Source organism: Asaia platycodi JCM 25414 (assembly GCF_000614545.1).
Lineage (GTDB): Bacteria > Pseudomonadota > Alphaproteobacteria > Acetobacterales > Acetobacteraceae > Asaia > Asaia platycodi.
In genome coordinates this window covers 61,312-82,596 of sequence record NZ_BAKW01000007.1, presented here as the reverse complement: position 1 = coordinate 82,596, position 21,285 = coordinate 61,312, and the positions used below count along the sequence as shown (strand labels likewise).

General features: G+C 59.8%; 17 protein-coding genes and 7 pseudogenes. 3 read left to right on the top strand and 21 right to left on the bottom strand.

The genetic code is table 11. The features are described 5' to 3' along the window. Window positions 1-16 precede the first annotated feature (16 nt). Complete coding sequence (gene truA / locus JCM25414_RS07620) at window positions 17-832, top strand: tRNA pseudouridine(38-40) synthase TruA (protein ID WP_025841244.1); 816 nt, start codon at window positions 17-19, stop codon at window positions 830-832. A 5-nt stretch (window positions 833-837) separates the two neighbouring features. Here the strand turns inward: truA and JCM25414_RS07615 are convergent, their stop codons facing one another. The 3 genes and pseudogenes from JCM25414_RS07615 to dapD all read right to left on the bottom strand — a co-directional run bounded on the left by JCM25414_RS07615 (window position 838) and on the right by dapD (window position 3,426). Next, the gene (locus tag JCM25414_RS07615; RefSeq protein WP_025841243.1) at window positions 838-1,467 is read right to left on the bottom strand and encodes a hypothetical protein; all 630 of its coding nucleotides are present in this window, start codon (window positions 1,465-1,467) and stop codon (window positions 838-840) included. Then, a pseudogene (gene dapE / locus JCM25414_RS18245) lies at window positions 1,464-2,599 on the bottom strand (succinyl-diaminopimelate desuccinylase). Before dapE ends, JCM25414_RS07615 begins: the two are co-directional and overlap by 4 nt. Then, on the bottom strand, window positions 2,596-3,426 hold the full coding sequence (gene dapD, locus JCM25414_RS07605) for a 2,3,4,5-tetrahydropyridine-2,6-dicarboxylate N-succinyltransferase (protein WP_025841242.1): 831 nt from the start codon (window positions 3,424-3,426) through the stop codon (window positions 2,596-2,598). The pseudogene dapE and the gene dapD overlap by 4 nt, the downstream one beginning before the upstream one ends. A 213-nt stretch (window positions 3,427-3,639) precedes the next feature. Between dapD and JCM25414_RS21590 the strand changes: the two genes are divergently transcribed. Further along, entirely contained in the window at window positions 3,640-4,671 is a 1,032-nt protein-coding gene (locus JCM25414_RS21590; RefSeq protein ID WP_051535751.1) for a GGDEF domain-containing protein, read from the top strand. Here JCM25414_RS21590 and argB read toward each other — a convergent pair. The 6 genes and pseudogenes from argB to rpmH form a co-directional block, all read right to left on the bottom strand. After that, window positions 4,672-5,528: pseudogene (gene argB / locus JCM25414_RS18235) on the bottom strand (acetylglutamate kinase). A 61-nt stretch (window positions 5,529-5,589) separates the two neighbouring features. Continuing rightward, window positions 5,590-6,267 (bottom strand): ribosome biogenesis GTP-binding protein YihA/YsxC, encoded by a 678-nt coding sequence (gene yihA, locus JCM25414_RS07590; RefSeq protein WP_025841240.1) that lies wholly within the window; start codon window positions 6,265-6,267, stop codon window positions 5,590-5,592. Further along, a pseudogene (gene yidC / locus JCM25414_RS27000) lies at window positions 6,264-8,032 on the bottom strand (membrane protein insertase YidC). Before yidC ends, yihA begins: the two are co-directional and overlap by 4 nt. Before the next feature lie 140 nt (window positions 8,033-8,172). Next, the gene (yidD, locus tag JCM25414_RS07580; protein WP_035442897.1) at window positions 8,173-8,403 is read right to left on the bottom strand and encodes a membrane protein insertion efficiency factor YidD; all 231 of its coding nucleotides are present in this window, start codon (window positions 8,401-8,403) and stop codon (window positions 8,173-8,175) included. Then, window positions 8,403-8,744, bottom strand: coding sequence for a ribonuclease P protein component (gene rnpA / locus JCM25414_RS07575; RefSeq protein WP_025841238.1), 342 nt, complete (start codon window positions 8,742-8,744; stop codon window positions 8,403-8,405). Before rnpA ends, yidD begins: the two co-directional genes overlap by 1 nt. Before the next feature lie 7 nt (window positions 8,745-8,751). After that, window positions 8,752-8,886 (bottom strand): 50S ribosomal protein L34, encoded by a 135-nt coding sequence (rpmH, locus tag JCM25414_RS07570; RefSeq protein ID WP_023978518.1) that lies wholly within the window; start codon window positions 8,884-8,886, stop codon window positions 8,752-8,754. A gap of 149 nt (window positions 8,887-9,035) precedes the next feature. Between rpmH and JCM25414_RS07565 the strand changes: the two genes are divergently transcribed. Continuing rightward, on the top strand, window positions 9,036-9,248 hold the full coding sequence (locus JCM25414_RS07565) for a hypothetical protein (RefSeq protein WP_025841237.1): 213 nt from the start codon (window positions 9,036-9,038) through the stop codon (window positions 9,246-9,248). A 47-nt stretch (window positions 9,249-9,295) separates the two neighbouring features. Here the strand turns inward: JCM25414_RS07565 and gloA are convergent. The 12 genes and pseudogenes from gloA to frr form a co-directional block, all read right to left on the bottom strand. Further along, window positions 9,296-9,690: pseudogene (gloA, locus tag JCM25414_RS18225) on the bottom strand (lactoylglutathione lyase). A gap of 24 nt (window positions 9,691-9,714) precedes the next feature. Next, the gene (locus JCM25414_RS07555) at window positions 9,715-10,557 is read right to left on the bottom strand and encodes an LpxI family protein (protein ID WP_025841236.1); all 843 of its coding nucleotides are present in this window, start codon (window positions 10,555-10,557) and stop codon (window positions 9,715-9,717) included. Further along, window positions 10,554-11,405 (bottom strand): acyl-ACP--UDP-N-acetylglucosamine O-acyltransferase, encoded by an 852-nt coding sequence (gene lpxA / locus JCM25414_RS07550; RefSeq protein ID WP_035442911.1) that lies wholly within the window; start codon window positions 11,403-11,405, stop codon window positions 10,554-10,556. The genes JCM25414_RS07555 and lpxA overlap by 4 nt, the downstream gene beginning before the upstream one ends. 22 nt (window positions 11,406-11,427) lie before the next feature. Next, window positions 11,428-11,847, bottom strand: coding sequence for a 3-hydroxyacyl-ACP dehydratase FabZ (gene fabZ, locus JCM25414_RS07545; RefSeq protein WP_025841234.1), 420 nt, complete (start codon window positions 11,845-11,847; stop codon window positions 11,428-11,430). 216 nt (window positions 11,848-12,063) lie between these two features. After that, window positions 12,064-13,123: pseudogene (gene lpxD, locus JCM25414_RS18220) on the bottom strand (UDP-3-O-(3-hydroxymyristoyl)glucosamine N-acyltransferase). A 6-nt stretch (window positions 13,124-13,129) separates the two neighbouring features. Then, window positions 13,130-14,043 (bottom strand): annotated as a pseudogene (locus JCM25414_RS18215) (OmpH family outer membrane protein). 71 nt (window positions 14,044-14,114) lie between these two features. Beyond that, window positions 14,115-16,415, bottom strand: a complete 2,301-nt coding sequence (gene bamA, locus JCM25414_RS18210) for an outer membrane protein assembly factor BamA (RefSeq protein ID WP_199897605.1) — start codon at window positions 16,413-16,415, stop codon at window positions 14,115-14,117. A 325-nt stretch (window positions 16,416-16,740) separates the two neighbouring features. Then, window positions 16,741-17,826, bottom strand: coding sequence for an RIP metalloprotease RseP (rseP, locus tag JCM25414_RS07520; protein WP_025841233.1), 1,086 nt, complete (start codon window positions 17,824-17,826; stop codon window positions 16,741-16,743). Then, window positions 17,819-19,021, bottom strand: coding sequence for a 1-deoxy-D-xylulose-5-phosphate reductoisomerase (gene dxr, locus JCM25414_RS07515; RefSeq protein WP_025841232.1), 1,203 nt, complete (start codon window positions 19,019-19,021; stop codon window positions 17,819-17,821). The genes rseP and dxr overlap by 8 nt, the downstream gene beginning before the upstream one ends. Window positions 19,022-19,040: 19 nt before the next feature. After that, window positions 19,041-19,916, bottom strand: a complete 876-nt coding sequence (locus tag JCM25414_RS07510; protein WP_408734880.1) for a phosphatidate cytidylyltransferase — start codon at window positions 19,914-19,916, stop codon at window positions 19,041-19,043. Beyond that, window positions 19,910-20,598: pseudogene (uppS, locus tag JCM25414_RS18205) on the bottom strand (polyprenyl diphosphate synthase). Before uppS ends, JCM25414_RS07510 begins: the two are co-directional and overlap by 7 nt. Window positions 20,599-20,685: 87 nt before the next feature. After that, window positions 20,686-21,252 (bottom strand): ribosome recycling factor, encoded by a 567-nt coding sequence (gene frr, locus JCM25414_RS07500; RefSeq protein WP_025841230.1) that lies wholly within the window; start codon window positions 21,250-21,252, stop codon window positions 20,686-20,688. Between the last annotated feature and the right edge of the window lie 33 nt (window positions 21,253-21,285).

The following is a 21,285-nucleotide window of genomic DNA, read 5'->3' as shown; positions in this document are numbered from 1 at the left end:
TGCAAGGGGACGATCCTTGGGGAGTGACAGCGCCAGCGAGGGCGCACGAGAGGGTCTCGCGCATGGCTACAAACGCTGGGCGCTCAAGATCGAATATGACGGGACCGGGCTGGTCGGATGGCAGAAACAGAATAACGGCCTGTCCGTGCAGGAACTACTCGAAAATGCTGCTTCCCGCCTCGTAGGCGACGCCCCCGTCATGAGCGCCACGGCAGGCCGCACCGATGCTGGGGTCCATGCCTCTGCAATGGTCGTCCAGCTCGATCTGCCCGTCCAGGAACGTCTCGATGCGCGGCAGATACGCGACGGGATCAGTTTTCATCTCAAGCCCCATCGCGTCGCGGTTCTCGATGCGGCAGAGGCCGCCGACGGCTGGCATGCCCGTTTTTCTGCCCTTTCGCGCAGCTACCGCTATAGCATTCTCAACCGACCGAGCCGGGCTGTCCTGGATGCCGATCACGTCTGGCATGTGAAGCGCCCCCTTGATGCCAGCGCGATGCACGAAGCAGCACAGACGCTGCTGGGGCGTCATGATTTCTCGTCGTTCCGCGCTGCTGCCTGTCAGGCCAACAGTCCTATCCGCACGCTCGATCGCCTCGATGTCATACGCGTTGGGCTGCATATCCATATCGACGTCGAGGCGCGCTCTTTCCTGCATCATCAGGTGCGCAATCTGGCAGGCTCGCTGCAGCTTGTCGGTAGCGGGCAGTGGCCTGTATCGAAGCTGCGCGAGGTGCTGGAGGCGTGCGACCGCCGCAAGGCTGGTCCCACAGCCCCGGCTGAAGGGCTGTGTCTTGTCGGAGTAGGCTACGCTCACGACCCGTTCGGCTGAACGGATCAGGATTTCGGCAGCGGCGCCATGATTTCGTGCAGCGCATTGTAATGGGGCGGCAAAATCGCTGCGAGAATATAAAGCGCAGCAACCGAGACATTCATCAACACGACCAGACCCGCGGCCCTGCCACCGCTGATCTCCAACCCCTTGCAAGCAATGAACCAGCCGAGCCAGAGCTCGTAGAGCTCGACACCCAGCATCACGACGCCAAGGGCCGCGGGTGTCGAACCGATGCCGGGCAGCGCAACTTCGATGATGCTGAGCGCAAACAGAGACACGACAACAGGTAGCCAGCCGCACCAGAGCAGCGCCGTAGCGTAGCGTGACCAGCCTGCCTCACGCCCCCAGAATGACGCTGCAAGCTGGGAGACCACAAGGCGGGTCAACAGGGCCGCGACCAGAATCAGGACCTTGGTGACCTGCATCGCATCGAAACGATGTGTAAGCTGAGAGAGGCCCATCACCATAAAAAGCGCAATACTCGGCGCCAAGGCCGAAAGAAGCGCCTCGGGCGTATTGCGAAAGGCCTGGATACCCTGCGCGTCGCCGCGGGCAAGCTGCAGAACACCGCGCATGATGCGCGCAGCTGCCCCTGCCGGGGTATCGCCTGGGGTGGGAGAGCCGCTTTTCACAATCCGAATGCCTCAAGAAAATCACGATAGATCAGGACCAGTGTCCGCAAATCGGCAATGGCGACGCATTCATCTGCCTTGTGCATTGTCGCGCCCACAAGGCCGAACTCAGCAACAGCGCAATACTGGGCGATGAAACGCGCATCCGAGGTACCACCGCCGGTATCCAGCTTCGGAGCGCGCCCGGTATGACGGGACACGACTTCGGAGAGAGCCGCGACGGCCGCCCCCGGCTCGGTGAAGAACGCTTCACCGCTGATACTTGCTTCGACCAGCGCGCCGGGCGCGTGAAGCGAGACGGTGTCGCGAATCCACTGTACCAGATCGTCGCCGCGATGCTCGGTATTGAACCGGATATTGAGCAGGGCCGTTGCCTTACCCGGAATGACATTGGTGGCCGCGTTGCCCACATCGACACTCACGACCTGGAGGGATGACGGGGCAAAATGGGCGTTGCCCTCATCGAGCACGCGCGACGTCAGCGAGGTGAGGATCGGCAGCAGACGATGGATCGGATTATCGGCCAGATGCGGATAGGCTACATGCCCCTGCACACCGTTGATCGTGATCCAGACATTGAGGCTGCCGCGACGACCAATCTTGATGACCTCACCGAGCTGGTCGGGATTGGTCGGTTCGCCAAGCAGGCAGAAATCGGGACAATGCCCGTTTTCCATCATCCAGGCAGAACCTCTTTCGTTCCGTACAGGGCGGGACCTTCCTCATCGCCCGTGATCAGAAGACTCACGGAGCCCTTGAGAGGCCGCTCCGTCTGCAGGGAAGCCACCGCAGCGACAAAGGCAGCAATGCCGCCCTTCATATCCGCGATGCCGCGTCCGTAGAGATTGCCATCGATACAATGGGCACCGAAAGGATCATGCGCCCAGCCTTCACCGGGCGGCACGACATCGGTATGCCCTGCAAAGCAGAGATGGGGCCCCTTGTCGCCTTTGCGTGCGAAAAGATTAGGGGTCCGGTTGCCCTCGGGACCGCAATCGACGCGCTGGGCACTGAAGCCCAGATCCGACAGGGTGCCTGCAAGGAGCGCCATTGCTCCGTCATCGGCCGGCGTGACGGAACGACAGCCGATCAGTTGACCGGCAAGGGCGACGACATCGAGAGACACGATCAGTCGCGCAGCAATTCGTTGATCGACGTCTTGGAGCGCGTGCGCTCATCGACGCGCTTGACGATCACAGCGCAGGCAAGATGCGGCGCGTCCGGCGTCCGTCCAGGGAGCGTGCCGGGCACGACCACGGAATAAGCAGGAACGCGGCCCATGAAGATCTCACCCGTTGCACGGTCGACGATCTTGGTGGAAGCGCCGATGAACACACCCATGGAAAGAACCGAGCCACGCTCGACCACGACGCCCTCGGCCACTTCGGAACGCGCACCGATGAAGCAATCATCTTCGATGATGACGGGTGCGGCCTGCAAAGGCTCAAGCACGCCGCCGATACCGGCGCCACCACTGATATGTACGTTCTTGCCGATCTGCGCACAGGAACCAACTGTGGCCCAAGTATCGACCATGGTGCCGCTATCGACGCGCGCGCCGACATTGACGAAGCTCGGCATCAGCACCACGCCCGGCGCGATATAGGCGGAGCGACGCACGATGGCACCGGGAACGGCACGAAAACCGGCTTCGGCAAAACGGAACTGGTCCCAGCCATCGAATTTCAGCGGCACTTTGTCGAAACCGGGAACGCCACTGCAAGCGCGCTCGGCGACGCGGCTGTCGGTGATGCGGAAAGAAAGCAGAACAGCCTTTTTGAGCCACTCATGCACGACCCAGCCACTTTCGCCGGGCTCGGCCACCCGCAGCCTGCCTTCATCAAGAGCCGTCAGAGCGTGCTCGATCGCTTCACGTGCCTCGCCTTCCGTATGGGCGTTAAGCGTATCGCGACGCTCCCACAAGGAGTCGATCACTGTGCGCAGGTCGGATACGGGCATCTTCAGGCGTCCTTCGGCGGGGTTGTTCAAGTGAGCGGACCATGCTCAGGACGCATCAGGAAGTCAACGAATCTTGCGCAGAACAGTCGTTAAGGATGAATTAAATACCAACCGCTATATTAGGCCGCGAGCCAGGAAACGGGACTTTGCCCAGGAACCTCTGTTAACGAGAGCGTCGCAAATCTTGCCTCTCTGCCCCCGGGAACACGCCAGATGAACGCATTCCTGTTGAACACCATGCGTTCGACGCTCTCCACTTTTATCTTCGGGAGTGGTGGAGCCTCCTCGCAGACGGGACCACGGGACTGGAAGCAGCGCGAACTCGAGTTCCAGGCCGCGCTTCTCGACACCTTGCGCGCTGCTATTTCGGTGTCTGAAGGGCTGAGGCAGGCTTTCGAGCAATTCTGCGCCCAGACAAAACCTCAGCGCGGTGTTCTCATGAGCGCGGGCGCGCTCGTCATACCGCCGCCTTCCGAGCCGCAACTGCATGTTCTTCACTCATGGCCGAAGCAGGACGGGACATCGCGTGAGGAGTTCGGCGGCCAGCGGAGCAGCACCAATCTCTGCCTGCGGGCGATCACGGAAGTACGGCATCAGGGCGAGATCGGCATCTTCGTCTATTTTCCCCATCGCTTTCCGGCTCGCGCTGCGGAGGCCTTCAGACGCGTGCTCGACACGCTGATCCATACGGCAGCTGCGATGATCGAGGTCGACCATCGCTATCGCGTGCTGATGCGTGCCCTGCCCTACGACCCTCTGACCCATCTGCCGATCTGGTCTCTGTTCCGCGAAAAAGTCGAGCGGCGCTTTCCGCGGCTCGATCGGGAGCATCTCCCCGCCACACTGATGCTCGTCAGCTTCTCCGGGTTGCTGAACACGCCACAAGGCCTGATCAACGCGGACGATGCGATCGAGCAGATCGCGCATGTTCGCGATGCCATCGCCTTTCTGCAACGAGCCATCCGTCCGACCGATCTGATCGGACAGCTGGACCGCGAAAGTTTCGTGCTCTGGCTTGATGGAGGGGACCGTTTTGCGTCGGTGGAGCGCGCCGATCAGATCTGTAAAAGGCGCTATCTCTGCTCTGCGGGCGCCAACCCCCTCGTCTCGGTCAAAATCGGCCTCGTGACACGCGAACCGCATTCAACCGACACGCTTGACGTCTTTTTCGAAAGGGCGCGCCTCGCTCTCTCGATCGCCCATGAGGAGAGCGTGGACTGGTATTTCGCCCACGAAAACGCCTGATCAGGCAGCGCGAATGAGCGTGCCTGATCCTTTATGGGTGAAAAGCTCAAGCAGGCACGCGTGAGGCACACGACCGTCGAGAATCACGGCCGCGCTGGCCCCAGCCTTTACCGCTGCGAGGCAGGTCTCGACCTTCGGGATCATACCGCCTGAAATCGACCCGTCGGCAATGCGACGCTGGGCCTCTTCAGCCGTCAGTTCAGGGATAAGCCTGCCGTTTTCGTCAAGCACACCGGCCACATCCGTCAGCATCAACAGACGCGAGGCATTGACGCTGCCTGCAATCGCCCCGGCGGCAGTGTCTGCATTGATGTTATAGGTCTCGCCCTTTTCGCCCACCCCTACTGGCGCAATCACGGGGATAAGGCCTGAACCGAGCAGAGAGTACAGCACGCGCGGATCGATCTTTGTCGCTCGCCGACGAAGCCGAGATCCTGCACTTCCTCCAGTCCCGAACGCGCATTACGGCTGCGATGCATCAGCTTGCGCGCCTGCAACAGCCCGCCATCCTTGCCCGAAATACCCACAGCCAGAGCGCCGGCGCGGTTGATGAGATCGGCTACCTGCTTGTTGACGCTGCCGGAAAGCACCATCTCGATGACGTCGATTGCCGCCTGATCAGTGACACGAAGCCCATCGACGAAGCGGGACTCGATTTCAAGACGCTTGAGCATGGCGCTGATCTGCGGACCGCCACCATGCACCACGATAGGGTTGATGCCGACCAGTTTCAGCAGGGCGATGTCGCGACCGAAGGCGCTCGACAGATGATCCTTGCTCATGGCGTTCCCGCCATATTTCACGACAATCGTGTCACCGGCATAACGACGCAGAAAAGGCAGAGCGCTGGCGAGCAGGGCGGCCTGCTGCTGGCTTCATCATTCATGTCAGGGAGCGTGAGCTCCGCTGCGTCCTTCTTCATCCCTGCTCCCCTTCGGCTCCCTTGCCCGCACATGAGCGGGCGATCTCGGCACGCAAAATCTCGATGCCCAATCCGGTTTCGCTGCTGGTTATCACGATATGCGGAAAGGCCGCCGCATGCTTGGCCAGCACGGTCTCGACCTCGGCGATCTTGGCTTTAAGCTTGTTAGGGCCCATGCCATCGGCCTTGGTCAGCACGACCTGAAACAGCACAGCAGCGCGATCAAGCATCTCCATGACGTCGCGATCGGCCTGCTTCAACTCGATGCGTGCATCAAGCAGCAGGAAGACACGGGTCAGGGTCGGGCGACCGCGCAGATAGGCAAACATCATCGTCTGCCATTCTTCCTTCACCGACTTGGCCGCTTTCGCAAAACCGTAGCCCGGCATGTCAACCAGAGCCAGCCTGCCACCGAGATTGAAGAAATTGAGCTGCTTGGTGCGACCCGGCTCGGAAGAGGCACGGGCCAGCCTGCTACGCCCGGTAAGAGCATTGATCAGGCTGGACTTGCCGACATTGGAGCGCCCCGCAAAAGCCACTTCCGGCCCGGCGAGCGGCGGAAGCTGGTCGAGCTTCTGTGCACCAAAAAAGAATTCGCACTCCGCAGCGAAAAGCAGACGACCGTTTTCGATCTGCTCTTCGGTGAAAACGGTCGGATCTTCTTTCTGGGTCACGACTTGCTGACGGCCTTACCGCCCTTCTTTACCTTGCGATCGATCTGCACCTGAATGAGCTTCTGCTGGGCGTAGCTGAGGATGTTGTTCCAGGTGTAGTAGATGACGATACCTGCCGAGAGACGCCCTAGGAAAATCGTGTAAATGACCGGCATGAACTGCATGATCTTCTGCTGCGCAGGGTCCATGCTGACCATGCTCTGACGCTGCATCAGCCAGATGGTGATGCCGAACAGGATAGGCCAGATTCCGACATGCAGCATTTCGGGCATGAAGCTCGGATTGAACGGCAGAAGACCGAAGAGATTGAAGATAGTGGTCGGATCGGGAGCCGAGAGATCGCGGATCCAGCCATAGAACGGCGCGTGACGCATCTCGATGGTGATGTTCAGCACCTTGTAGAGGCAGAAGGCAACCGGAGCCTGAACCAGAAGCGGCAGACAGCCACCAGCCGGGTTAACACCCTCTTCCTTGTAGAGCGCCATGATCTGCTGGTTTTGGGCCAGCTGGTCACCCTTGTTATGCTCGCGGATGGCCTGGATGCGCGGCGACAGCGTGCGCATGCGCGCCATGGAGGCGAAAGACTTGGTGGCGAGCGGATACAGAATCAGCTTGATGATCAGTGTCATGATCAGCAGCGCGATGCCGAAATTACCGACCTTGTCATACAGCCAGTGCAGCACATGAACATCGGACGCGTCAGGAACGCGAACCAGCCGAAATCCACCGCCTTGTAGAAATACGGAATGTGCAGGTCATTGGTATACTGATCGAGGAGATTGACCTCCTTCGCACCGGCAAAAACCATGCTGGTCGTCTGGACCGTCGAGCCCGGCGCGATCTGGATCGGCTGACTGGACTGGCTATCGACGATATACGACCCTTCCTTGGCGTTGGGCACAAAGCGGTAATGCACCGAAACAGCGGCCTTCTGGTCGGGGATAACCGCCGTGAGCCAGTATTTGTCGGTGATACCTGCCCAACCACCCACGCCATCGGCAGACCAGGCCGAGTTATCGGGCTTGGTCGCGCCCTTGCGCATGGTTTTGTAGGATTCCTCGTCCAGTCGGTCATTTATGACCGAAAGCGGGCCTTCCTGTACGATCATCCCACCGGTTTCGAGCGGCTTGTAATCACGCTCGACACGCTGGAACGGCGTGAGCGAAACCGGCGCGCCCGCCTGGTTCTGAACGCTCTGGGTAATGGCGAACAGATAACGGCGATCCAGCTTGATCTCGATTTTGAAAATCAGCCCCTGCCCGTTATCCCACTGCATGGTGACAGGGTGATCGGGGGAAAGCGTCTTATCGTCGCTCGCCCAGTCGGTCGTCGCGTCCGGCAAATGCAGGGTCGAGCCCGCTGGCGCCTGCCAGCCCAGCTCGACAAAGCTCGGCTGCGGGCCTTCACCATTTTCAAGCAGGCGCACAAGCGGCGAGTTCTTGTCCAGCGTCTCGCGGTAATGCGTGAGCACCAGATTATCGAAACGGGCACCACGCAGGCTGAAAGAGCCCGTGGCGTCCGGCCCTTCAATCGCGATGCGACCGGCAGGGCCTGCGGCCGCAGCCGGGCCATTGGCCGGGGCGCCACCGGGCACCGCCACGGGAAGAGCGGAGACCTTGCCGCCCGCTTCGGGCGCCTTGCCCTGAGCCTGCTGATTTGTCTGGGTCTCGACGTCTTTCTTCGCGTGCTGCGGCACGAAATAATCGAAGCCGACCACAATCGCGGCCGAGAGACTGGTTGCCACGATGATGCGCTTGATATCCATCAGCCGAATACCGGTCTTTCCAATGAGAATGAAACGAATAACGAAAGCCGCAGGCCAAAGGCCGCGTCCTTAGCGGTTCAAGTGGCCGAATTCCGGTCACAAAACAATAGGCGCACGTGGAATTCGGTATTTTGTGCCTGTCAGGGCACAGGATCGACGCCCCCGCTGCAATAGGGATGGCACCGAGCAAGCCGCCTTATTGTCAACCAGAGGCCGCGCACTATGCCATGACGGGTCAGGGCTTCCTGAGCATAAGCACTGCATGACGGATGGAAACGGCAGTTCGTACCGAGCTGCGGGCTGATATAGCGGCGATAGACATGCAAAAGGGCCAGAAGGCAGGAAAGAACCAGCTTGCTACCCGATTCCATCACAGAGCCTGACCCTTTTTCAGGGCATGTTCCAGATCGGCAATGAGCTTGCCGAATGGGCGGCCTCTTGTCGAATCGCGTCCGATAAGAACGAGATCGACCGCAGAGAGATCGCTCTCAGAGGCCACATGACGCAACGCCGCCCTAAGGCGGCGACGCGTACGGTTACGCACGACGGCGTTCCCGACTTTTTTAGTCACCGTAAATCCGACGCGGGCCGGGGCTTCTTCGTCTGTTTTCAGAACCTGAAGCACGAGTCCCGATGTGGCGACCTTGCGCCCCCGGCTGGCGACCCGAAGGAATTCGGGTCTTTTCCGAAGCTTCTGGGGCTGGCCTGCCAAGTCGAAATCAGGCCGAAAGCTTCTTGCGGCCCTTGGCGCGACGGTTGTTGATGACGCGACGGCCACCGACGGTTTCCATACGGGCGCGGAAGCCGTGGCGGCGCTTGCGGACGAGCTTGGACGGTTGATAGGTACGCTTCATGGCGTCATTCCTCAAGGCAATGATTGACGGCGAGGCCGATGAAGGCCCACCCTGACAAGAAGACGACACAAGGCTGACGCCATCTTCCTCTGTGCGCGGGCTTTTACGAGCCCAGAACTGCCCTGTCAATCAAATCAAGGAGTCTGGCCATGACGCAGACACGGGATTCATCACCGGATGATGCGGAAAAGCGTCTTTCGACGCTACGGCACGATCTGCGCAACGATCTTGCAACCGCGCTGCTTGCCGCAGACCTTCTCACGAACAATGCCGATGAGACTGTCAAACGTCACGCTACGAGCATCGTGACCGCATTGGAGAAAGCAACCGAGCGCCTGAAACGCTCGAAAAAGCCCGCCTGAAAAGCGCGCGATCTGCCCGGCCAGACCTTGCCGGGCAGTATGAGCGATCAGAAACTGTCCTTCTGAATAATCTCGATCTTGTAACCATCGGGATCTTCGACAAAGGCGATGATTGTCGTGCCGAACTTCACCGGCCCCGCCTCACGCGTCACCTTGCCGCCGCCCGCGCGGATCTTTTCGACCGTTGCCGCTGCATCGGGAACGCCGATCGCGAAGTGACCGAACCCATTCCCCAATTCGTAGGGCGTTGCCTGATCCAGTTATGGGTCAGTTCGACTTCCGCCTCACCATGAGCATTGTCGTTGAAACCGAGATAGACCAGCGTATAGCGTCCGTCCGGCACTTCCCGACGACGGATCTCACGCATGCCCAGCAGCTTGTAATAGGCTACGCTTTTGTCGAGATCGTACACGCGGATCATCGTATGCAAATAGGTGGCCATGGTTTTACTCCCGAAAAATAAGGCTCAGCCAGCACCCTGAATTTCGGCGCGGCTCAAGCCGTAGAGAAACAGTCCCAACCGGTCGGCGGTTGCCTCACATTCAGCAGGATCGGTCAACAGGGTGCAGCCCGTTTCGAAGGCGATGCCACGCAAGCCCGCTGCTTGCGCATTGACGACAGTATTGGGGCCGATCGTCGGCATATCCGCTCGGGCTTCCTGACCCGGCTTGAGCATCTTGACCAGAACGCCGCCTAGCCCTGGCTGCATCAGCCGGGCGGCCCGCTCGAGCATCTGGTCCGTGCCTTCTATCGCCTCGACGGCGAGAACGAGCCCGTCCTGTACGATGCAGCCCTGACCGATATCGAGTGCGCCCAGACCGCGCACGACTGCAACCCCTCGCGTAATATCGCTCATTGCCTGCGCGTCAGGCCGCACACGTCCCAAAGCCCCTGCCCGGCCGAGAGACTGCGTCAGGAATTCATGGGCGCCGCGCACGCGGAACCCTTCCTCACCGAAGATACGCACAAGCGCCCCGAGCAGGCCGTCATCTCCCGAGAAAAGGGCGCGCCCGACACGCGCAAGCAGCCTGGCCCCTTCGGCATCGGGGCGCAGATCACGCAGCGCAGGACGGCGCACCGGGCCGATAAGCACGATATCGCCACAACCAGCCTGCCGCAATGAAGAGAGAATTTCGCCAGCCGCAGCCAGACGGATGATGCGATGAGGCCAGGAACGGATCTGGTCAAGATCGACGAAATCCTGAAACCCTACGATGAAGACTTCACGGCCCTGACGACGCACGCATTCAGCAACCTGGAAAGGAAGCGGCCCGCCACCCGCCAAAATGCCGACCGTGTTGCCCGTCACGCGCCCTCGGTTTCTGCCGAAAGCTGTGAAGGGCTCGCCGCACGCACCAGACCGCGCCGGCTCTGCACTTCCATGAACGCGATGATTTCCTGCACACGCGCGCTTTCCGAAAAGTCATGCTTGACCGCAGCGAGACGGGCCTCGAGCACGGCTTCGTTGCGTCCCGTACGCGGATAAAGGATGCGGAATGCCCGGCGCATCTGCTGGATTTCTTCAGCACTGACACCCTGACGACGCAGCCAGATCCAGTGCAGACCGACCAGACGTGCACGGTTGCCGAGCACACTGCCATAAGGAATGACATCGGCCTCGACACCGCAGACACCACCGACCAGCGCGCCGCGACCGATACGCACGAACTGATGCAACGCTGCTGCGCCCATGATGCGCGCACCATCACCAATTTCGACATGCCCACCCATGACGACATTGTTGACGATGATCACACCGTCACCGATGTCGCAATCATGCGCCACATGCGCGTTCGCCATGATCAGGCAATGCGCGCCAACACGCGTAAGGGCAGTCCCCTGCACCGTACCGCGATGAATGGTGACGTTCTCGCGAATAACCGTGTGGGCGCCGATAGTGCAGCGCGTCGGCTCTCCACAATATTTGAGATCCTGCGGTGCAAGACCGACCGTCACGAAGGGGAAGATCTCAACCTGGGCGCCGATATCGGTCACACCATCGATGATGACGCTGGCATGCAGCCTGACGCCCTCACCGAGCGAAACATCGGGACCTACCGAGCACCAGGGCCCGATAGTGACATTCTCGCCAAGAACCGCCTCAGGGGCGACAAGGGCGCTCGGATGAATGCTGACAGAGCTGGGCCATTTTGACACGGAACGATCCACGAAGCTGTTTTCAACCCATAATCATGGCGCTGAAGGTTGCCTCGGCAACCGATACGCCATCGACGCGTGCGACGCCCTTGAAACGCCAGACATTGGCGCGAGCGCGCTCCTTGACGACCGTGATATGCAACTGATCGCCGGGACCCACGGGACGACGGAACTTGGCGCCCTCTATCGTCATGAAATAGACGAGCTTGCCCTCAAAAGCGTCACCGAGCGTCAGCACGACAAGCGTGGCTGCCGTCTGGGCCATCGCCTCGACGATCAGCACACCAGGCATGACCGGCTGCGCGGGGAAATGCCCCGTAAAGAACGGCTCGTTGATGGTGACATTCTTGATGCCGGTTGCCGATTCACCCAGCTTGATATCGACCATCTTGTCGATCATCAGGAAAGGATAACGGTGCGGAATGGCCGACATGATGCGCATGATATCGATCGCCTCGATATCGACTGCTGCCGTTACGGCCGTCACTTCCTTTTTCTTCTCTTCCGCAGAGGCGTCCAATGTTCTGCTCACTTCTTGTTCCTGAACGCGATGCGAATGCCGCCGCGTTCAGCCGTCACAAAAATGACGGCAGGTTTAACGTGTCAGCCCGCTTCTAGCAAAACTCTGTAGTCGTGGCCACAGGCAGGCTGACGAGGCTCAGGCCTCGCTCTTGCCGTCTTTCTTGGCCAGGCGTCGAAGGAATGCCACGTTACGGAAGAATTCTCTGAACGGCATGGCTGGGGAGCCAATCACATCGGCACCCGCCTCGACATCGGACATCACGCCGCATTGCGCGCCGACCCGCGCCTTGTCACCGATCTTGATATGGCCGATCAGCTGCCTGAGCCGCGATGGTCACAAAATCGCCGAGCTCGGTCGAACCCGAAATCCCTGCCTGCGACACGACGATACAGCAACGTCCAAGCTGAGCATTATGACCGATCTGCACCAGATTATCGATGCGCGTACCCGCCCCGATGATGGTGTCGCGCATGGAGCCACGGTCGATCGTCGAGTTGGCACCAATCTCGACATCATGACCCAGCACGACGCGACCAAGCTGCGGGACCGTCTCAAAACCGGCGGGCCCCACCGCAAAACCAAATCCGTCCTGACCAACACGAACGCCGGGATAAAGCGTCACGCGCTCGCCAAGTATGGCATGAGACAGCGAGACATGCGCGCCGATACGGCTATGCGTACCAATCACGACACCATCGCCGATTGCGGCATGGGCCGAGATCACACTGCCAGCACCGATTTCCGCATGGGCACCGATCGTGACGAAGGGGCCGATTTCGACCCCCTCACCCAGTAGCGCCGTCTCATCGACCAGCGCAGTGGGATGCACACCGGGGCGCGACGACGCAACGGGATGGAACCGCGCGGCAATGCGCGCCCAAGCGAGATAAGGTGTCTTGCTGACGAGGCCGATCACACCCTCTGGCAGCTTATCTGTGAAAGCCGGTCCAAGTATAACGGCACCAGCCTTGGTCTCTGCCAGGAGAGGCAGATAACGTCTGTTGTCGAGAAAGCTGATTTCGTGGCTGGTGGCTGCCTGAAGAGGCGCCACACCGCGCAGGCTCACGCCGCCTGCCCCCACGTGACCGACAATCTCTGCTCCCGCGCTGGCGGCAAGCTCGTCGATGGAAAACGGTCCCTGACGATCGAAAAAACGGGGATCGCCAGGAAGAGCGTCAGGCAGGGACAAGGTCATGACAGATCAGTGCTTCCGAAGGATCGAAGCAGGCGCGGCAGGCGCCTGTGCGGCGGCTGGCTCGCCGGTCGGGCCGGGGCCAACCTGCGAAGCAGTCTCTTCATCGGCGGTCGTCGGCATCTTGCCGGACTTTGCCAGAACCTCGGGGTCGACATCCTCAGCGGGAATGAAGACATGCGGCAGGATCCTGTTCAGGACCTTTGCCGTTTCTTCCGTGATGTCCTGACCATCTACATGAAGCGCAACCTGCTCGCTGTGCAGAACCAGATTCATGTTATGCGAGGCAGCGACCTGGCGGACGATACGCACCAGTTCACGCTCGATCTGGTTAAGCGATACATTGGCCGCTTCCTGGATGATACGGGCGCGGTTTGCAAAGTCACGCTGTGCTTTCGCACGGCGCTCCTGCAGGTGACGCTCCCGAAGCTGGATCTGCTCCGAGGTCAGGGTACGGGCGCTTTCCTGCAGCTTCTGCTGCTCGACACGCCAGCCTGCCTGTTCCTTCTGGCTGCGGCTGCCAGCTTGTCACGGCGCTCGCCCAGAACACGCTGAGCCTCGGCTGCAGCGCTGGAAAGACGCATAACGGTCGGGATGCTGATAACGCCAACCAGCGCTGCCGGTGGCGGGGCGCCCTTTGGCAAATCGGGCGAATCAGGAATCGGCGGCTGCGGCAGAACCGGCGGTGCTTCAGGCTGCGGCATGGGCTCATCGCCATCCTGCTGCGGCATGGGCTGGGCAACGGGAACACGCCGCACCGCATGAGGTGCCTGCGCTGGCGCAGGCTGCGCCGTCTTGGGCACAAACCAGCCGCCATTACCGGAAGAGGACTGCGCGGCCTGGGCCTGAGCAAGGCTCGGAAGGCTGACAGAAGCGAGCAGTGCCGAAGCAGCCATGAAACGGGCTGCTGAAAAAAGGGACATAGGAACCTCTGTTCAAAACCGTCGGGTCACGAAGCCTTCGAAAGCTTATGACCGATCGGGTTAGGCTGTGTTCAGAATTGCTGTCCGAAACCGAAGCGGAGCGGGTAGAGACGGTCGTTACGCGATTTGTGAATCGGCACTGCGCCATCGATATTCACAAGACCAAACGGGCTCTTCCAAGAGATACCGATACCCGTTGTAACACGGGGGGTGAGCGTGTTGCCCGTGACCGGCGTATAATGCTCTTGGCTGGGGTTGGTGTAGAGATTCTTCACCCGGAGACCGTAAAGGCTACCGGCATCCACGAAATAACGACCGGTAATACCGACGTCCTCACCCATGGGCAGCGGGAAGTTGAGCTGCGCGGAGGCCGTGTAGATGAAGCGACCGCCGATCAGGTCTTCCTGACCGGGAAGCGGGGTACCCTTGTCAATGTGCCCAGAACGCGGGCCAGCACCCCCCTGCAGGAAGCCGCGCAGGTTTTCGCCACCGAGATAGAAATTGTCGATGATGCTGACATTGCTGCTCTTGGACCAATCGCCCATATAGCCGGCGCCGCCCTTGAACTGCAGACCCCAGTCATGATTCCCGGTGATCGAGTCCAGCGGCACATAATACTGTGCGTCGACCTTGGCGCGCAGATATTTCACATTCCCGCCAAGGCCAGCGAAATCACCGCTGACATTGATGACGAAACCCTTGCGCGGACGCATGCGGTTGTCGCGACGATCATAGGTCAGGGTCGTGCTCAGCTGCGAGAGCAGCGACCAGCCAGCCGAGTCCTGAACGTAATAGGACGGCGCATATTCATAGCCGTAAGTCGAAACTTCGCTCTGGCTGAAAATATTGCCGACGTGACGATCGATCAGCGAATAGCTCCAAGATTGCGACAGGTAGTTGTTGTACGAATAGCCCATACGCAGCGTGGCGCCATACCGACCTTCCTTATAGGACTGGTAGGTCTGGTAATTGTTTTCGATACCAAAGATATCGATACCGGCAACGATATTGCGGTTCAGGAAGTAGGGATCTGTCAGCGAGAGATCGACCTGCTTCTGGTAATACGCAACCGTTCCGGAGATACCGGCGTCCATGCCCGTGCCGAGCAGGTTATGTTGCTTGACCGAACCATTACCGAGAATACCGACGTCAGTCGAATAACCACCGCCGAGCGAGAATTCGCCCGTCGGCTTTTCAACTACATTGGCCGCGACGTTGACCTTGTCAGGCGCAGAGCCCTGGGTCTGGTCGACGGAAACCGTGCTGAAATAGCCGAGGTCCTGAAGGGCCGCCTTGGAATATTTACGATCGAACGGGGTGTATGGGTCGCCCTCTGCCATCGGCAGCGCACGACGGATGACCTTGTCCTTGGTCACCGTATTGCCGTTGATGTCGATGCGCTCGACATAGACATGCGGCCCTTCATTCACATCGAACAGCAGGTCGACGATGTGCTTCTCGGGGTTACGTGCAATTTCCGAACGCACCATGGCGAAGGGATGACCCGTTGCCTGCAGACGCTCCTGCATACCGGTCACATTGTTCTGAATCGCCGTCCCGTCGTACCATTGGTGCGGGAACAGATCGATATACTTCTTCAGATCCTTCGCCTCGACATGACGTAGGCTCGAACGCACATCCATCTTGCCGATGCGATAGCGCGGTCCTTCGTCGAGCGTGAAGGTAATGATGAAGTTCTTGCGGTCAGGCGACAATTCACCTGTCGCATTGATCATGTGGAAATCCACATATCCATTATGCAGGTAAAAACGACGCAACAATTCGGCATCGTATTTGATGCGCTCAGGATTATATTCGTCGGAAGACGAGAAGAAGCGATACCACTCGGTCTCCTTCGACGAAACGACCGACGCGAGGCGGGCTTCGCTGAAGGCTGAATTACCGACAAAAACGACCTTGTTGATAAGGGTCTGACGCGCTTCGTTGATCTTGAAAATGACGTCGACACGGTTATGCGACAGCTTGATGATCTGGGGCGTCACCGTGGCGCCAAATCGTGCCTTCGACGCGTAGAGATCGAGCAGCTTCTGGCGGTCAGCAGCAGCAGCCTGAGACGAGAACACGGCGCGCGGACGCATGCTGATCTCCTTGCGGAGATCCTCGTCCTTGACCGCATGATTGCCTTCGAAGGCGATGCGGTTGACGATCGGGTTTTCAACCAGATCGACAATCAGCGTGCCGCCCGAGCGACGCATCGTGACGTCCTTGAACAGGCCAGTCGCATAAAGGGTTTTCAACGAACGATCGAGATCGTCCTGATTGAAGCGATTGCCGGGCTGCACCACCATATAGGAGAGGACGGTGCTGGTTTCGATGCGTGTATTGCCCTTCACATCGATCGTTTCGATCACCTGCCCATCGGCGGCACGCTGATGGGTAGCATGATGGGGGGGGACACGACGGGTCTTCTGAGCCTCGGCCGTGCCTGCATACGGGGAGCATGCAGACCGAAGCAAGGAGAACGAGACGTTTACCTGACAACACGGACGTTCCTTAACTTCATCAACCCAGCGTGAAGGTTTATTTCAGACAATTTAACTTTACGCAACGAAGCCGGAGCCGCCGACCGCGTTTATCCAAATCGGACGTATCCGACTTCTACCCTGCGAGGCAAGCACCCCGCGACATGAACTGTCGTAACACTCTGTGTCAGTTCACGGGGCAGAGCGTTTTCTATTAGTGGAAGAGACCCAGATTCGACAGATCGTTAAAGGTCGAAAACAAAAACAGCGCCGCAATAATCGCGAAACCCGCCTGATAGCTGACCTCCTGCACCCGCCTGGAGACCGGTTTTCCGCGCACGGCTTCAGCCGCATAGAAAACCAGCCTGCCGCCATCGAGCAGCGGAATCGGGAAGAGATTGATCAGACCGAGATTGATCGAGAGCAGCGCCATGAATGAAAGGATGCTGGCCACGCCATAATGCGCCACCTGGCCCGACAACTGCGCGATACGGATCGTCCCGCCGAGTTCCTTGGCACTACGATGGCCCGAAAGGATCTGCCAAACGCCCTGCAATGTCTGCACCGAAACATGCCATGTCTCCTGCAGTCCCGCGCCTATAGCCTGACCGAACGGCATTGGCTTGCCGGGCACAAGCTCGGCCATGACACCGATGCTACCCGTGTCGGCAGCGCCCTTTTTGCCCGGCACCCGGTCGAGCGTGATGGGCAGGCTGAGCGTCTGGTCACCACGCCTGATCCCCAGAGTGGTCTGTGCGCCCGGCATGGCGACGGCGTGCGCCTGAATATCGGCAAAATTGAACACGTCGAGCGCGCCGAGACGCGTGATGATATCGCCCTTTTGCAAGCCCGCGCGTTCGGCAGCACTATGCGGCGTTACCTGCGCGATCTCATTCTTGAGTTCCGGCTTGCCGACTGAAACATAAAGCACGGTAAAAAGCAGGATCGCAAAAATGAAATTGAAGACCGGTCCCATCACGATAACCAGCATGCGCGAACCGACCGGCTTATCATGGAAGGTCTGGCCGGGCACCCATGCAGCCTTCTGTTCCGGCGTGGCGTCTTCAGGGTCTTCAAAACCATGCGGCTTGACGAATCCTCCCAGCGGAATGGCAGAAATACGCCATTCGGTACCCGTACGGTCGCGCCAGCGGTAGAGCGCCGGACCGAAGCCGATCGAGAACGTGTCCACCTTTACGCCGCGCCAGCGTGCCGCGAGGTAGTGACCCATCTCATGCACAAAAACGAGCACACCCAGAATCAGAGCAAAAGCCAGAATCGTGACGGCAAATTCATGCATGGAGAGACTCCGCACTTTTCAGTGAATTACTGCGCTCACGGGATACAAAAATTTCAGCCACCCGACGCGCCTCGGCGTCCCAGTGCAGCACATCGTCAAGCGTATCGAGCTTGGGCGCGCCAAGCTGCTCCATGGCATAAGCAATCGTATCGCCAATACCTAGAAAACCGATACGGCGATCAAGGAACGCTTCGACAGCGATCTCATTGGCTGCCGAAAAAACCGTTGGCGAGGCTGCACCCGCAATGAGCGCCTCACGCGCCAGACGCAGCGCGGGGAAGCGCACCTCATCAGGCGCCTCGAAATCCAGGCGCGCGAGCGAAGCAAGGTCAAGGCGTGGTGCATTGGTCTGCATACGGTCCGGCCAAGCCAGCGTATTTGCGATCGGCACGCGCATATCGGGCGCACCGAGCTGGGCAATCAGACTGCCATCACGAAACTGCACCAGACCGTGCACGGCAGATTGCGGATGAACCAGCACATCGATCTGCTCGTTGCTCAGACCGAAAATGCGCGCTGCTTCAATTACCTCAAGACCCTTATTGGCCATCGATGCCGAGTCGATCGTGATCTTCGCGCCCATGGTCCATGTCGGGTGCTTAAGGGCATGTTCGGGAGTCGCCTCACGCATGGTCTCGATCGACGCACAGCGGAAGGGACCGCCAGACGCGGTAAGAATGATCTTCTCCACGCTCTCGATCGGGCTGCCCGTCAGGCTCTGGAAAATAGCGTTATGTTCGGAATCGACAGGTAGCAATGTCGCCTTGGCAGCGGCGACTTCACGCAGCATGACATCGCCTGCGCTGACCAGCGCTTCCTTGTTCGCAAGCGCAATAGCACGACCATTGCGGGTTGCTGCCAGCGTAGGCTCCAGCCCCGCGGCGCCAGTAATGGCGGCCATCGTCCAGTCAGCTTCCATGGCAGCGGCTTCGATCACCGCCCGGCGTCCGGCAGCCACTTTCACACCACTGCCCTGCAATCTTGACCGTAGACCGTCGAGCAGGGTTTCGTCGTTGATCACGGCGACCTCTGCACGCAGAGCTCGCGCCTGCTCGGCAAGCAGCGCCACATTACGCCCTCCCACGAGCGCACGAACCTGAAAGCGCTCCGGCTCGGCCAGCAGAAGATCGATTGTGGAGCAGCCGATGCTGCCAGTGCTGCCCAGAACGGTGATGCTGCGCGGTGAGGAGGTCATGATCTCAGGATACTCCAGATCAATGCGAGAAAGCAGAGAAAGACGGAAAGAGAGGATGCAGAAGGGCGACGAGAATATCGTGGGGAAGCGCGGCCCAGAAAACCTGCCCCGGCACGGCAAGAGAGACCAGAGCCGCCAGCGGCGCCGCAGCCAGGAGCCCGTCAAACCGATCCAGAAGCCCCCCATGGCCGGGAATGAGCCAGCCGGAGTCCTTTATACCCACACGACGTTTGGCGGCGCTCTCGGCGAGGTCGCCGCATTGCGCGGCGCAACCGAGGATCATCCCCCAGATCGCGCCTCCGGGAAGCCCGCCCTGACCTGAAAGACCGGCAACTGCCATCCCGGCCAATCCTGCGGCCAAAAGCCCGCCAGCCGCCCCGGACCGGGTCTTGCCAGGTGAGATGCTGGGCGCGAGCTTCGGGCCACCGATAATGCGTCCGGCCAGATAGGCCCCGCTATCGCTGGCAATCACGACGAATATGATGAACAGCACAGGCAAAGCACCCGTGCCGGGCTGCTCTCGTAGCCACAGAAGAGACAGCCCGCCGAAACTCGCAACAGCCACACAGACCCACTGAGCGAAGCCGAAAATCGCAGCTGAAAGCGCGAGACCGAAAGCAGCTCGCCACTCGCCTTTCATGGCGACAATGAGCCCGATGATCGGCCAGAACAGCAGCAGACCGCCGCGCCAGCTGCGCTTCCCTTTTTTCCAGCTTAGCCCTGCCATGGCTGCGCCTTCATAGACGAGCCCCAGACTGACGAGCAGGATCATGATACGGTACGCCACACCACCGGACAGGATGCCTAGAAGCGCTATGGGAACGATTACGGCCGCGGAGATCAGGCGCAGGCGCAGATCGGACCAGCGCGGATTGGCGCTGCTTCCTGTCACAATGCGGAATCCGTCTCGAGACGCTTGCCGAAACGACGCTCACGCCCGGCAAAATCCGCCATTAGCGTGGCGAAATGGGTCTCGTTGAAGTCTGGCCACATCACGTCGAGAAAAGACAATTCAGCATAGGCCGATTCCCAGAGCAGAAAATTCGACAGACGCCGCTCGCCACTCGTACGCACGATGAGATCCGGATCGGGGAAAGGCGAAGTCTGCAGATAATCTCCAAAATCCTGCTCACTGAGCGAAGTCGGGTCGATCTCCCCCCGCGCTGCAGCATCGGCAAGGCGCCGCGCCGCAGCAAGCATATCCTGCGAGCTCCATAGGAGAGAGCCAGAATGAGGGTCAGACGCCCGTTGCGCGCAGTAAGAGTCTTGGCGCGTTCGATTTCAGCCCGCAATCCGGCATCGAACCGGGTCAGATCGCCGATGAATTCCAGACGCACGTTCTGTTCGTGCAGTTCGGCAACCTTGTGCCGCAGATAGAACCGAAGCAACGAAGTGAGATCGGACACTTCTTCGGTCGTCCGCTGCCAGTTCTCGGAAGAAAAAGCATAAAGCGTCAGGTAGCGCACCCCCGAGAGGATGGCCGCCTTGACGCAGCGCCTGACGGCCTCGGCCCCGGCGCGATGCCCCGCCATGACGGCCTTGCCACGCGCACGCGCCCAGCGCCCGTTGCCATCCATGATGACGGCAACATGACGCGGCACGCTGGCAGGGGCCAGCTCTGCGGTTGCGACCGGGAGAATGCGTGAAGACGACACGGTGCCTGATCAGACCTGCTTGATCTCGCGTTCCTTGTCGGCAAGCATGTCATCGACCTTTTTGACGTATTGATCCGTCAGCTTCTGCACGCCGTCGGACCAGACTTTCATATCGTCCTGGCTGATCTCGCTCTTTTTTTCATGAGTCTTGACCTGATCCATGCCATCGCGCCGCACATTGCGCACGGCAATCTTGCCATTTTCGGCATAGCGACCGGCAGCGCGGGCCAGTTCATTACGACGCTCTTCGGTCAGCTGAGGAATCGGCACGCGCACCGTCTGCCCATCAGCCGCAGGGTTGAGCCCCAGACCGGAATCACGAATAGCGCGTTCAACGGCACCCACGAGCCCGCGATCCCAGACCGATACGGTCAGCATACGCGCCTCGGGGACTGCAATCGACCCGACCTGAGACAGAGGCACGTCGCTGCCATAGGCCTCGACGCGCACCGGCTCGAGCAGGTTGGGGCTGGCACGGCCCGAACGTAGGCCGGATAAATCGCGACGGAGGCTCTCCATGGCGCCGTCCATGCGGCGGGTCAGATCTTCGAGCAGGTCATTCAGCTCAGCAGGCATTGTTCTCTCCTTTATGGACACTCAAAGGGGGAC

Excerpts from the sequence above, each read along its gene's own strand:
- dapD (WP_025841242.1), bottom strand. The coding sequence starts at position 3,426 with ATGCCCGTATCCGACCTGCGCACAGTGATCGACTCCTTGTGGGAGCGT.
- JCM25414_RS21590 (WP_051535751.1), top strand. The coding sequence starts at position 3,640 with ATGAACGCATTCCTGTTGAACACCATGCGTTCGACGCTCTCCACTTTT.
- yidD (WP_035442897.1), bottom strand. The coding sequence starts at position 8,403 with ATGGAATCGGGTAGCAAGCTGGTTCTTTCCTGCCTTCTGGCCCTTTTG.
- rpmH (WP_023978518.1), bottom strand. The coding sequence starts at position 8,886 with ATGAAGCGTACCTATCAACCGTCCAAGCTCGTCCGCAAGCGCCGCCAC.
- JCM25414_RS07565 (WP_025841237.1), top strand. The coding sequence starts at position 9,036 with ATGACGCAGACACGGGATTCATCACCGGATGATGCGGAAAAGCGTCTT.
- fabZ (WP_025841234.1), bottom strand. The coding sequence starts at position 11,847 with ATGCGCATCATGTCGGCCATTCCGCACCGTTATCCTTTCCTGATGATC.
- rseP (WP_025841233.1), bottom strand. The coding sequence starts at position 17,826 with ATGCATGAATTTGCCGTCACGATTCTGGCTTTTGCTCTGATTCTGGGT.
- dxr (WP_025841232.1), bottom strand. The coding sequence starts at position 19,021 with ATGACCTCCTCACCGCGCAGCATCACCGTTCTGGGCAGCACTGGCAGC.
- frr (WP_025841230.1), bottom strand. The coding sequence starts at position 21,252 with ATGCCTGCTGAGCTGAATGACCTGCTCGAAGATCTGACCCGCCGCATG.